The organism is Paenibacillus sp. BAC0078, from assembly GCF_054483875.1.
Window position 1 is genome coordinate 50,648 of the sequence record NZ_JBTLRW010000028.1, and the last position, 12,380, is coordinate 63,027.

The 12,380-nt window shown below is 50.0% G+C and carries 14 protein-coding genes and 2 rRNA genes; 2 read left to right on the forward strand and 14 right to left on the reverse strand.

Going from position 1 to position 12,380, the window contains the following annotated elements; translation table 11 throughout:
• Positions 1 to 14 precede the first annotated feature (14 nt).
• Positions 15 to 1,298 carry an HD domain-containing protein gene (locus ACX1DY_RS29270; protein WP_458967644.1) on the reverse strand — a complete coding sequence of 428 codons (1,284 nt, stop codon included), beginning with the start codon at positions 1,296 to 1,298 and terminating at the stop codon, positions 15 to 17.
• A gap of 305 nt (positions 1,299 to 1,603) precedes the next feature.
• Here ACX1DY_RS29270 and ACX1DY_RS29275 point away from each other — a divergent pair, with 305 nt between their 5' ends.
• On the forward strand, positions 1,604 to 1,858 hold the full coding sequence (locus tag ACX1DY_RS29275; RefSeq protein ID WP_019914502.1) for an AbrB/MazE/SpoVT family DNA-binding domain-containing protein: 255 nt from the start codon (positions 1,604 to 1,606) through the stop codon (positions 1,856 to 1,858).
• Positions 1,859 to 2,847: 989 nt separating this feature from the next.
• On the opposite strand, the gene rsmI is transcribed toward ACX1DY_RS29275, so the two are convergent.
• The 10 genes from rsmI to ACX1DY_RS29325 all read right to left on the reverse strand — a co-directional run bounded on the left by rsmI (position 2,848) and on the right by ACX1DY_RS29325 (position 10,518).
• The gene (gene rsmI / locus ACX1DY_RS29280; protein ID WP_458967645.1) at positions 2,848 to 3,750 is read right to left on the reverse strand and encodes a 16S rRNA (cytidine(1402)-2'-O)-methyltransferase; all 903 of its coding nucleotides are present in this window, start codon (positions 3,748 to 3,750) and stop codon (positions 2,848 to 2,850) included.
• Complete coding sequence (locus tag ACX1DY_RS29285; RefSeq protein ID WP_458967646.1) at positions 3,747 to 4,520, reverse strand: tRNA1(Val) (adenine(37)-N6)-methyltransferase; 774 nt, start codon at positions 4,518 to 4,520, stop codon at positions 3,747 to 3,749. Before ACX1DY_RS29285 ends, rsmI begins: the two co-directional genes overlap by 4 nt.
• 97 nt (positions 4,521 to 4,617) lie before the next feature.
• Complete coding sequence (locus ACX1DY_RS29290) at positions 4,618 to 4,983, reverse strand: initiation-control protein YabA (RefSeq protein ID WP_028531069.1); 366 nt, start codon at positions 4,981 to 4,983, stop codon at positions 4,618 to 4,620.
• A gap of 30 nt (positions 4,984 to 5,013) precedes the next feature.
• On the reverse strand, positions 5,014 to 5,814 hold the full coding sequence (locus tag ACX1DY_RS29295) for a PSP1 domain-containing protein (protein WP_458967647.1): 801 nt from the start codon (positions 5,812 to 5,814) through the stop codon (positions 5,014 to 5,016).
• Between the two features lie 141 nt (positions 5,815 to 5,955).
• On the reverse strand, positions 5,956 to 6,930 hold the full coding sequence (holB, locus tag ACX1DY_RS29300; protein ID WP_458967648.1) for a DNA polymerase III subunit delta': 975 nt from the start codon (positions 6,928 to 6,930) through the stop codon (positions 5,956 to 5,958).
• Positions 6,931 to 6,947: 17 nt separating this feature from the next.
• The gene (locus ACX1DY_RS29305; RefSeq protein WP_458967649.1) at positions 6,948 to 7,391 is read right to left on the reverse strand and encodes a YaaR family protein; all 444 of its coding nucleotides are present in this window, start codon (positions 7,389 to 7,391) and stop codon (positions 6,948 to 6,950) included.
• A 41-nt stretch (positions 7,392 to 7,432) separates the two neighbouring features.
• Positions 7,433 to 7,762, reverse strand: a complete 330-nt coding sequence (locus ACX1DY_RS29310) for a cyclic-di-AMP receptor (RefSeq protein WP_019914514.1) — start codon at positions 7,760 to 7,762, stop codon at positions 7,433 to 7,435.
• Between the two features lie 90 nt (positions 7,763 to 7,852).
• Positions 7,853 to 8,494, reverse strand: a complete 642-nt coding sequence (gene tmk, locus ACX1DY_RS29315) for a dTMP kinase (protein WP_458967650.1) — start codon at positions 8,492 to 8,494, stop codon at positions 7,853 to 7,855.
• Positions 8,495 to 10,114 carry an aminotransferase class I/II-fold pyridoxal phosphate-dependent enzyme gene (locus tag ACX1DY_RS29320; RefSeq protein ID WP_458967651.1) on the reverse strand — a complete coding sequence of 540 codons (1,620 nt, stop codon included), beginning with the start codon at positions 10,112 to 10,114 and terminating at the stop codon, positions 8,495 to 8,497.
• A gap of 218 nt (positions 10,115 to 10,332) precedes the next feature.
• Positions 10,333 to 10,518 carry a sigma factor G inhibitor Gin gene (locus tag ACX1DY_RS29325; protein ID WP_019914517.1) on the reverse strand — a complete coding sequence of 62 codons (186 nt, stop codon included), beginning with the start codon at positions 10,516 to 10,518 and terminating at the stop codon, positions 10,333 to 10,335.
• A 208-nt stretch (positions 10,519 to 10,726) separates the two neighbouring features.
• Here ACX1DY_RS29325 and ACX1DY_RS29330 point away from each other — a divergent pair, with 208 nt between their 5' ends.
• Positions 10,727 to 11,251, forward strand: coding sequence for a hypothetical protein (locus ACX1DY_RS29330; RefSeq protein WP_458967652.1), 525 nt, complete (start codon positions 10,727 to 10,729; stop codon positions 11,249 to 11,251).
• A 72-nt stretch (positions 11,252 to 11,323) separates the two neighbouring features.
• On the opposite strand, the gene ACX1DY_RS29335 is transcribed toward ACX1DY_RS29330, so the two are convergent.
• The 3 genes from ACX1DY_RS29335 to ACX1DY_RS29345 form a co-directional block, all read right to left on the reverse strand.
• A complete protein-coding gene (locus ACX1DY_RS29335; protein ID WP_458967653.1) occupies positions 11,324 to 11,737 on the reverse strand; it encodes a hypothetical protein in 414 nt (137 codons plus the stop codon).
• Positions 11,738 to 11,998: 261 nt separating this feature from the next.
• A 5S ribosomal RNA gene (gene rrf, locus ACX1DY_RS29340) occupies positions 11,999 to 12,115 on the reverse strand.
• Positions 12,116 to 12,263: 148 nt separating this feature from the next.
• Positions 12,264 to 12,380: ribosomal RNA gene (locus ACX1DY_RS29345) — 23S ribosomal RNA — on the reverse strand; the annotation flags it as partial.

Consider the following 12,380-nt stretch of genomic DNA (forward strand, 5'->3'; position numbering starts at 1 on the left):
CATAAATTTTCGTATTATTTGTCAAAAATTTTAACGATGGACAGAGGCAGCCGTGGGAGAGCCTTCTGCAGCTTGTCCTGCGGGAAATACAGGTGATGCCTGCCGCGGTGTATCCCGCTGATCGAACGGACGATATCCGATACTTCGGAAATTTCCCTGAGCTTATCATGCCGGTCAAGGAGCAGAATTTGCTTGCTGTCAAAGCCCTCGCCCGGACGGAAAACATCATAGGGGAGATCTGTCGGAAAATCAATTTCCAGATCGTAATCGGCATCCAATCCAGCCTCTGCAAAGCTGCGGCGAATTTCGCCAATCTTCTCTGAATTGAGATTTTCCATCTCTACATATTTATACAGTCTACGATGAATAAATCGGTTGCACAAGTCGCTTAACGTTCTGTCCTCTTCCAGTGTCCACTGCATGAAGGCTGTCTGGACCAGAGCCTCATCCAAAAGCAGGTACTGCTCCACGCTCACCTCACCACGGAACAAATCACTCAAGGGCTCAATCATGAAGCGGAAAGAATAGCCTTCCCGGAAAAGCTCTTTGGCCCTGCGGAAAATCTGCCGCAATATAATCTCCGAGCTGCGTGTAACCGGATGGAAATAAACCTGCCAATACATCTGATAGCGCGACATCAAATAATCCTCAATCGCATGCATCCCCGACTCTTTGACGACAACCCGGCCATTATAGGGACGCAGCATTCTCAGAATACGGTCAATATCAATGGTTCCGTAATTCACCCCTGTATAATACGCATCTCGGAGCAAATAATCCATGCGGTCGGCATCCAGCGGCCCTGACACCAGATTAACGACAATTTCATGCTCATACGTCTTCGATATTACTGAGGCGACCTTTTGCGGAAAATCCCCTTCCACTTCACGCAGAATAGCGGTAATTTCCGTATCCTCCTGAATGATCCTGCAGGTCCAGTCTTCATGGTTCATTTCAAAAGCTTCTTCTATAGAATGGGAGAACGGGCCATGCCCCAAATCATGCAGCAGCGCCGCACAGAGGGTGAGCAGGCTTTCCTCCGGCATCCAATCTTTGTATCCGCTTCGTTCGAACTGAGAGATAATCCGGCGTGTAATTTCGTAGACCCCAAGCGAATGGGAAAAACGGCTGTGTTCAGCGCCATGAAAGGTCAGATAAGAGGTGCCAAGCTGGCGAATCCGCCGCAGTCGCTGAAATTCTTTGGTGTTAATCAATCGCCAGATAATCGTATCCTGAACATGAACATAATTGTGAACCGGGTCCTTAAAGACCTTCTCTTCCGTCAGCGGCTGCTTCATGAAATCAACTCCTTCAAATAATAATATTAGAAATAATAAGAAAAAACGATTATAATAGTGAATCATGTCGTACTTTGTCGAATAATGACGTTTTAAGGATTTACAAATCGACAAACTGCTTTGAAACGATTTTCGTGAATTTTGCGTTAGTACTAAGCGCTATAAAAGTTTTTTTTGAAAATCCCAGAAAATTCACTTCAAAAAAGGTTGACTGTTTTGGGAATGGTTGGTATTATAAGTATCATAAAACGGTGAACAATGTCGAATAATGACGCTTTTGATAATTGAGAGGAGCAACGATTGTAATGATGAAATCAACAGGTATTGTAAGAAAAGTAGACGAGCTGGGACGGGTCGTTATTCCAATTGAATTGCGCCGTACACTGGGCATTGGTGAAAAGGATGCGCTCGAAATTTACGTGGACGGTGAGCGGATCATGCTTAAGAAATACGAACCTGCTTGTATTTTCTGCGGCAATGCTGAAAATGTAACCTACTTCAAAGGAAAAATTGTTTGTCATGAATGTATTTCTGCCATCCCTACCCCTGTGACAAACTAGAACAAATAGGTTATAATAAGAACTAATCAAATTGTTAATTCTAACCTTTTTATATCTCCTTGGCCTCCCGTTAGTGCGGGAGGTATTTTTTTGCTGTTTTCACCCTCCCAAACCCTCCCTACAGGGAGGGCCCCAGAGGGCCCCGGCCCTCTGGACACCCGGAAGCTTGTCTAATTGTGGGGGTGGCGCGTAAGGGAGCAGTGTTTGGCGGTAGACCGGCCCTTTTTCGGGCGGAGCCCTCGGGGCCTTGCCATGCGAAGGGTTTCGCCATAGGCCTTGCCCCTATGGCGGCTGCGCAAGGCGCTCCCGGGCAACGTGCGGTGCAGCAAGCCGCTCTCCCTTCGGGAATCGCTTTGTGGCGGCGGGACCGAGAAACGGTAGCGCGGAGATGCACCTTTGAGTGCAATAGATCGCTCTCCCTACGGAATTCGCTTTACAGCGACGCGACCTGGTGACTGTGGTGCTGCTGGTTACTGGCTGAAGTGCGCCTTTGAGTGCTTTAGAGCGCTCTCCCTATGGGATTCGCTTTACGGCGACGCGACCTAGTGACTGTAGTGCTGCTGGTTACTGGCAGGGGTGCGCCTTTGAGTGCAATAGAGCACTCTCCCTATGGGATTCGCTTTACAGCGGCGCGACCTGTGACCATCGTGCTGCTGGACTACTGGCAGAGGTGCACCTTGAGTACATTAGAGCGCTCTCCCTGCGGGAATCGCTTTACAGCGGCGCGATGCAGCAGGGAAATAAATCCTGTAATTCCTCCCTTCATCATATATATAAATGTACAAAATACAAATACAACTAATATATGCAGAAATAATCTCCAGATATATAGAATGCATCTATTTTCATATATAGCTGTTAAAGGAACAGGATTTGCAGGCTCGCTGCGTAACAGGCCTCTTCACTAAGTTATGCAGCATGTTAGTCAATTTAGGAGTACTCTACATTTTTTCTAAAAGAGAGTCGTATAGCTTCCTATGCTGCAATCCCTACTCTCTTTCCAGCAGCGAGTTGTAGATATCACGTTTGGCCAGGCCGCGGTCTGAAGCTGTTTTTTTCATCGCGTCTTTGCGTGTCAGACCTGAAGCTTCATAATGAGTCACATGCTCCTCAATACTAAGCTCACGCCACCATGACGATTCGGCAAGCTCTGCCTCCTCTTTGCTCTCTCCTTCCAGCACGATGACATACTCACCGAGCGGCGGGTGTTCGATCAGCCAAGCACTGCATTCCTCAATCGTCCCGCGCAGGAACTCCTCATAACGCTTGGTCAGCTCACGGGCCAGCACAACCCGGCGGTTGCCGAAGGCTTCCTGTAAATGCTCCAGAGTCTTAGCAACCCGATGTGGCGACTCATAGAATAACAGGGTTCCCTGCGCCGAGCGAAGACTGGACAAAACCTTGCGGATATCCTTGCGCTCCCTCGGCAGGAAGCCGATGAAAGTGAAGCTTGTGGTTGGTAAGCCGGAAGCGATTAATGCAGATAGCGCCGCATTCGCTCCAGGGATCGGAATCACGGGAATACCATGGCTGATAGCAAGCGCTACAAGGTCGGCGCCGGGGTCGGAAATCGCCGGCAGGCCGGCGTCGCTGACGAGCGCAAGATTTTTACCTTCTATTATATAGCGTATCAGTTCGGGTCCACTGGCTGCCTTATTATGCTCATGATAGCTGAACAGCATCGAAGGCGTAATTTCAAAATGGCTGAGGAGCTTGCGGGTCTGTCTCGTATCCTCGGCGGCAATAATATCGCATTCCTGAAGCGTACGGACCGCGCGGTACGTCATATCCTCCAAATTGCCAATCGGTGTTGCCACCAGATACAATGAGCCTGTTCCTTCTTGCTGATTTTCATTTTTGTTCTGAAAGCTGCTTTGACTTGAGATCGTCATGATTTACCCTCTTTAGCACCATAGTAGATGTCCATGATTTCCGGACAGTATTGATTGTCCTCATTATATACGATCAGTGGTGGTTGTAAACGCACCTCAGGCTTGCCATCCCGCGCAGCTTCAATCAGCACCATATTGGCTTCCAGATGGGCACGCGGATGAACAAACCGGATGAGCTTCGGTTCCAGCCTGTATTGTCTCATGAGACTGATGATATCGACCAGACGCTGCGGCTTGTGAACCATGCTTACCTTGCCGCCGGTGCGGACAAGCCGGACACAGGCCTGAATTACCTCTTCCAGAGTGCAGCCCAGCTCATGACGGGCCATAGCCTTATGCGTATTCAGCTTGAGATCGCTTCCGTTCAGCGGCATGTAGGGCGGATTGACGGTAATAGCATCGTATACACCATATCCTGCCGCATTGTGCAGTTCACGCAAGTCTCCTTCATGGATCGTTACCTGATCCTGCAGGCCATTCATCGCTACACTGCGGCGGGCCATATCCGCCAGACGGGGCTGGATTTCAATTCCTTCTACAGAAGCTTTGGTTCGCGTCGTAAGCAGTATTGGGATAACGCCATTGCCTGTACACAGATCAAGCACTCTGCCCCGCGGCGGAATACTGGCAAAACGTGCAAGCAGCACAGCGTCCATAGAAAAGCTGAACACCTCATCGCTCTGAATGATCTTCAGATCATGAGTCAGTAAATCGTCCACCCGCTCCGCATCATGCAGAGGAACTGGCACTTCGCTAAAAGAATTTGTCATTATACTCTCCTTCTTCGGTACAAAACTCGCTACAAAATCATAAATGCCCAAAATTCAAAAAAAACCGTAGGCGTAAATCTCCTACGGCTGGATATCCTCATTTATTAAGAAACGAAAGACAGAACAAGCAGTCACCTTCTGTACGCAAATGACCGAAATAGACATTGCAGATGTGAAAGCCTTCATGATAAAGCCGGGCCAAATTGTCATAGCCTTCCCCGACAACCTCTTCTGTCCCCTCACTGGCGGCCAAAAGAGCCTCCGCTTCAGCAGAATGGGCAGCAGGGTCCAGAGGCGCTTCCCGCTTTAAAATTTTGCGGAGCTGTTCATTCTCCAGACTCAGCCTTTGATTGGCTTCCATTAATTCCTTAACCGTCTGTTTCCAATCTCCGAGACTTGCGCGCATCGTTTCCATCTGCGCTTCCATCTCCTGCATGTGTGCAAATATATTTATCTTCTCCAAGTTTCCACCCCGAAAGTAACCTTATATGGTTTACTTGACGACAACATCATCCATTGGAAGCTCCTTAACTTTGCCCACTTCGAACAACTGCACATGAACCGTGCGGCTTCCGGCATTAAGACCAACGACTTTACCCTCACCCAGTGAAGTTACGACGAGTTTGCCTACCGCCGGCATTTCTTCCTTCGTACTTTCATAATTATCATGCTCAAATTTCAAGCAGCACATGAGCCGTCCGCACAATCCTGAAATCTTCGTCGGATTCAGCGACAGATTCTGATCCTTGGCCATCTTGATGGACACAGGCTCAAAATCGCCAAGCCAGGAAGAGCAGCAAAGCACCCGTCCACAAGGTCCGAGGCCGCCCAGCATCTTCGCTTCATCACGCACCCCGATCTGCCGGAGCTCAATCCGGGTACGGAAAATACTCGCCAGGTCCTTGACCAATTCGCGAAAATCGACGCGGCCCTCAGCGGTGAAATAAAAAATAATCTTATTGCGGTCAAACGTAAATTCCACATCCACAAGCTTCATTTTGAGGCCATGATCGCGGATTTTATTTAAACAGGTAGAAAAAGCATCCTTTGCAGCACCCTTGTTCTCTTCCACCACACGTGCGTCGGTTTCACCGGCAATCCGCATGACTTTCTTGAGAGGCAATACAACATCCGCTTCCTGCACCTCTTTTTTGCCAACGACAACCTTACCGTATTCGACCCCTCTTGCCGTCTCAACAATAACGCATTGATCCCGTTCAATCGGAAAATCAAGCGGATCGAAGTAATATATTTTACCCGCTTTTTTGAAGCGGACTCCTACTACGCTGTACAAAAATTAACCCCCTTGTTTGCCGGTAAAAGGAACCCAAAAGCAAGTTCGCTCCCTGGTGATCCATGCTTGTCCTTCCTCATCCGTTAAACCCATACTTCCAGGCTCAAGCTTTGATCCGGAGGATATATCATAACTAACCCTTTAACTTTCCAGTCGGATTAAGAACTGTTCCAGACAGAGCTGGGCATTGGCATTGGAACGCAGCTTACGCTTGCTCTCCACCGCGAATTCCATATAGGCCACCCATTGTTCCGTACTCCGCTGACGGGCATGTCTGGAAATGAAGTCTAACTGATCTATGAAAACGATACTTTCGTGCTTTCGGTACAGGAAGTAGAGCATATCTTTGAACCATAGGTGGAACATGCTGAACAGGATATCCAAATGTTCACCGAGTCCGGTCTTGAACAGCTTCTGTCCGGCGGTTGCTACCGAAGAGCTGCCTTTGCCCAAAGACTCCTTCGCTAATTGTAACACTAGATTTCTCATTTCTGCAAACCAATTCTGTGCCAAAAGTTCCCTGCAGCCATCAAGCCCCGCAGTCAGTGATACCGCGCATCTCGCTAGTGGAACCGGGACCCCTTCACTGGCGAGTGCCTGGAGCATAATCTCCGGATGAAGCGGGCTAAAAGGAATGCGCTGGGTTCTTGACTGGATCGTTGGCAGCAGGGAACTGCTATTGTCGGAAATCAGAATGCCCACTGCAGGCGCCGGGGGCTCTTCCAGAAATTTCAGCAGACTGTTTGCGGCTTGCACCGTCATTTTGTCCGCTCCTTCTATAATATAAACCTTCGGATTAACACCCTCCGAGCGGTAAGAGAACATGCGCTGCAATTCACGGATCTGATCAATTTTGATGCTTGCGCCATCCGGCTTCACTAACGTTAAATCCGGGTGATTGCCATGCTCGACCTTGCGGCATTCCAGACATTCCCCGCAGGCATCATCTTCACTGGCTGTACAAAATATTGCTTGGGCGAATACAAGTGCCGTCTTCATTTGCCCGCTTCCGGACGGCCCGGTGAACAGGTAGGCATGACTCACAGCATCCTTGCGCAGAGCATTTTGAAGCAGTCGCTTGGCATCCGCCTGGCCTAATATATCATGAAAAGACATAAATTCCTCCAAGTCTTTTAAAAAGCAAGGTTAATCAGCATTCCGCGGATTTCTCCGACCCGGCCCAGCAGGTCAATGCGGCCCTGCTCGCTTTCCAGCAAATCATCGGCCAAATTCAGCAGCGCGGCATCTATCTCCTCCAGCAGCTTGTAGCGTTTGCCGCGTCCGCGCCGGTCCCAACCTTTAGTTTCTTTGAGAATAACACCGCGCCGCGCCGTCTCCTCGAGAAACTTTTTGATCATATTGCGGTAAATCGCCAGCTCGCGGACGGTCATGGACTTGGCAAGGCGGTCACCCTGCTGCTGGATATCTTTGATCTTCTGATTCAGCTCATCCATCGTTTTCTGTTCGCCCTGCTGCTGAAATATATCGGTGAACGTCTTCTGCTGGACGGGTCTGCCCGCACCTTCAGCTGTCGACAACCCGCTTTTCAGGGGTCTGTAGCCCGGATTGATTTTCAAAGGTATCTCCGCCCTTAATGGTATATTGCTTCATATATTACTCAATAATGCTCGAAACGATCAACAGGAAGCACAAATACTGTAGCTCCGCCTACCTGAACCTCAACCGGCAGCGGCAAATAGGAATCAGTCGTTCCGCTCATTGGTGTCACGGGAGTAACAAGCTGCTCACGCACCTTGCAGCTATTGCGAATCACAGTTAATACGGCATCAACCTGAGAATCGTCTACACCAATCATAAACGTAGTGTTGCCTGCCCGCAGGAACCCGCCTGTACTTGCCAGCTTGGTTGCACGGAAGTTCGCTTTGACAAGCTCGCTGGACAACCGGTTACTGTCTTTATCCTGGATAATAGCAATGATCAAATTCATCTTCGCTTTCCCTCCCAAAAATGGTTTTGAATAGCTGCAGAAGCCTGGGCTTCGTTTTGCCGTACACTTAAATATATTAGACAAAACACCTTATAAATCCTTTAATATCCGCGCTTTCAGCGTTTGAACGATGTCCTGTTCCACCATATGGATCGGACGGTTGGCATCGAGAACAACAATCCGCTGCGGATCGGCCTTAATGACCTGCTTGTAGCCCTCCCGAACCTTTTGATGAAAGGCCAGGCTCTCCAAATCCAGACGGTTGACTTCCCGATCCTGATTGGCGGCAATCCGTGATAACCCAACTTCCGGGTCTACATCCAGATAAAACGTCAAATCCGGCATACGGCCTCCGGTAGCGAACCGGTTGATGTTCCGTACCTCCTCGATACCGAGTCCTCTTGCAAATCCCTGATACACCAGACTGCTGTCGACAAAGCGGTCGCAGAGCACCGTCAGCCCCTCTTTAAGCGCTGGCTCCACCACCTCCGCCAAATGCTGGCTCCGGGAGGCCGCATACAGCAGCGCCTCGGTCCGCGCATCCATCGCAGTATGGGCCGGGTCCAGAATAATAGAGCGGATCTTCTCGGCGATTTCAATACCACCAGGTTCGCGCGTAATCAGGTACGGCATGGAATGATTCTGCAGATATGCAGCCACTCTGCCCAGCACTGTTGTTTTTCCGGAGCCATCGCCTCCCTCCAGAGTAATGAAGTAACCTTCTCGTGCCACTTATACGTCTCCGCCCTTCTTAATGTTATATACCACGATTTGCTGTAAGGCCGGATCAGCACAAGCCTGAAATTTGGCTCCGCCTTGTCTGAGGCCAATTAGCCTCGTGCATATGTCTTCGGTTATCTTTTCGCCCGGATACAGAAGCGGAATCCCTGGAGGATAAGGTATAACCATCTCCGCTGCTGTTCTACCCGCACTATATTCAAGCCTAATGCTTTCGGTTTCCAAAATATTAACCGGCTTCAAGGAAAACTGTACCGGCTTTGAAATCAGAGCATCTTTGAAAATGTTCCACGTGGAATTATTTTCGGAGGGGGAAGCTGAAGCTTCCGCTGGTGCCGGGTGCATACATCGCGCTGATATCCCGCTAGCTGCACCTTCAGAGCAAGCCGCCGCTTCTGCGGCGATCTTCCGCAGCGCGTCCAGCAGCCGCTGCGAATCCTCCGCCTTCGAGCCGAGGCTGAAGGCGAGCACCACGTGCCGGTCGTCACTCATCTCCGGCACGATCCCTTCAGCTTCGAGCCTGCGCTGCAGCTCGAAGCCCCCCAGGACCCCGGCAGCGTCATAAATGACGGCCTTGAAGGGGTCCTGTGTGCCGTACGCCGCCATGCCCTGCGGCGGCGCATCACCCGCGGCGGCTGCACTAGCACCGCCGCCGGCAGGCTGCAGCGGCTGTGCCGGCTGCAGCAGCCCGAAGCGCGGCAGCTCCGCCAGGCCGCGCCGCAGCACATCCACGGCGGCGAGCCCCGCCGTGAAGGCACCGGCGCGCTGGCTGTGCACCAGCCGCCGGGCCAGATCGAGCGAAGCCATCACGGGGTATGATGGGCTGGAGCTCTGCACCATGGCGAGCCGCTGGCGCAGCAGCGTGCGGTCGAGCCGCGGCCCTTGCACATGCAGCATGGCGCCCATAGTCAGCGCCGCCAGCATTTTGTGCGTGGACTGCACGACGCCGTCCGCGCCGCACATCAGCGCCCCGGCTGGCAGCGCCGGGTGCTGCCCGTAATGCGCCCCGTGCGCCTCGTCAACCAGCAGCGGAACGCCGCTGGTATGGCAGGCCAGCGCGATGGGCGCGAGGTCACTGCCCATGCCGTAATAATTCGGCATGGTCACCAGCACTGCTGCGGCCTCAGGGTAGGCTGCAAGCGCAGCCTGAACCGTCTCGACCGCCGGAGCAACCGCCAGGCCGCTGGCAGGATCAATCTGCGGCTCCACAAAAACAGCACGCACCCCGGCCAGCATTAAGCCGTGTATAACCGATTTATGCACATTACGCTGAAGAATAAGCGTCATCCCCGGCTCGGGACACACCGTGAGAATGAGCGCCAGGTTACCGGCAGTACTGCCGCCAACCAGAAAAAAACTCTCCTCTGCCCCAAAACAATCCGCCGCCAACTCCTGCGCTTCTTGAATTACCCCTTCCGGATGATGGAGATCATCCGTTCCGGTTATTTCCGTCACATCGTACCTCATCACCTCGCCTAAAAAACCAGCGCCCTCCAACAACCGATAGGCCTCCCCGTTCTTATGGCCAGGCACATGATAAGATAGACTTCCCTTTGCTCTATATTGTTCCAGCATTTCATATACAGGCGCCCTGCCAGGCTCTAATTTATCCATCTTTTCTTCCTTCCCTGGGGCTTACCTTCTATTTTAACGCAAATATGACTAAACGCCTATATTTCAGCAAAAATGCTTCCCCGCATAACAAAACAGCCCCTCAGCCAACATGGACAGAGGAAGCCGTTATATTGAATATTTCTGCTGCAGTAAAACGTAACACAGATCCACCGCCATTCCTTGGCACGTTAGCATGAAAGCTTGCCGGTCAAACCCAGTCAAGCATTCTTCTGCAGGTCAATCTTTTTCATTCGGCCGACAAAAAAGCGATATTTGGCGTCCTCAGCCTCTGTGCGCACCATCTCAGCCTCACAATCCTCGCAAATAAAATGCGAGACAATCACAATACCTTCTTCTTTAATCTGCCCGCAGATGATACAGGCCTGCCCGGTTTGCTGTTCCATTACCATCCCACCTTGACTCTTTTAAGAACAGTATGATACACCTTCTATCATTTTAAACCTTTTCATAGTTTTTTCCCATGCTTCATAGCATAAAACATATATATTCTACACACGCCTAAGCTGTGATTGTAAAGCCGGGTTTAACAAAACACCAGCATTGGCCGATATTAGTATCATAAGGACTTGCGAGGAGGTTAGAGCTTTTTTTATGGCATCCGACAACAAAGGCTCAGCTACATTCTACCAATACAAGCTGATCAAAAAAATCAATACTACCCCTGCTTGGCTGCGTATTTATATCGCATTGCCCGTTGCATGTGTTGTACTGGAAACCATATTCCTATCCTGGTGGAGCATTCTGTTTATGATCATTGCTGCACCAGTTATCCTGTGGATTCAATATGTTGTCTCCCGTTCCGTTTTGCTGATTACCGGAAATCCCATTGCTAAGCGGTGGAAAATGTCTTTTCACCTGCCGTGGCTTGGGTTTATGCCTGATCAATACATCAGCTACAGAGTCTTTCACAAAGTACAACTGCATAATCTCTGGATCGGCCTGTGCATCGCTGCACTTTTTATTGTCTGGGCGCCGCCGGCATTTACCGCTTCTTTGATCGTATGCCATCTGTGGGTGCTCCTGCCACGGTTGTACGCTATGCTCCGGCTGCGCCGCGAAGACAAGGACGGTATGCTGAAGTTCAACCCGGCTGACGTTTCCTATTACGCTCAGTAACAATCAGCACATTCAACTGCCACCATCTGCTCTTAAATAAATAATCGCCATCCTGTTAAGGACAGCGATTATTTATTTTGTCTTGAGCCCCTTAATTGAGGCCTTTTTTTCCTTTGGAATCATAACGATAAAATAACCGTCATGCACGGTTAAATGCACGACACGCCCATCCTTTTGAAAAACCCGGGAGCTTCCTGCGTCTTCATCCTTCTGTTCCTCCCAGCCCCAGTCTGTAATCGCCTGCAGATAGGCTTCTGGAACACCTTCCTTTTCCTTAAGCCCAGTCATAGAGTATCGGACATAATCCATGGCGACATTTGTCGTCGTCCGGTCAGGAGAGTTAGCTTCTTTCGGTACCGGAAAACTTTTCTCATTCAGCGCGCCTTCAAAAGTATCCCATTTCGGCTCTTTCGCTCCACAGCCCGCCAATATTACACCAACTATACAAAGAATACATAATATCCACAAAGGTCGGATTCGCTTCATAACTAAAACCTCCTTACACTACCATGCATCTAAAGACACAAGAAAATTCAAGTTTTGAATTTATCAGTAGTTCATTCGTATTAAGAAAATGCTGTGTATTTGCACTTTTCTATTATACTTGGATCAATGAAATCGTCGGTAACAAAAATGTCACTCAATTGAAAACGCTTTATTTATTCAATAAACCCTCACATTTTTGTTGTTTTATCTACAAAACAACAAAAAAGCCACTGTCGATTGCTCAACAATGGCTTTCATGTTGCTTGGCGGCGTCCTACTCTCCCAGGACCCTTCGGTCCAAGTACCATCGGCGCTGGAGGGCTTAACGGTCGTGTTCGGGATGGGTACGCGTGGAACCCCTCCGCTATCGCCACCAAACGGGCACTTGCGGTGCAAATGCATCTTTCAGGTCTCAGCATCGCCAAATGCTGAATATCAATTCATTATCACTCAACCACTTGGGCCTCATGACAATTCACTTGATTCCTGAAAACTGAATCCGAAACGAAATCTGCGTAATAGTATTTTGGATAAGCCCTCGACCGATTAGTATTGGTCAGCTCCACACGTTACCGTGCTTCCACCTCCAACCTATCTACCTCGTCGTCTTCAAGGGGTCTTACATACTGGGAAATCTCATCTT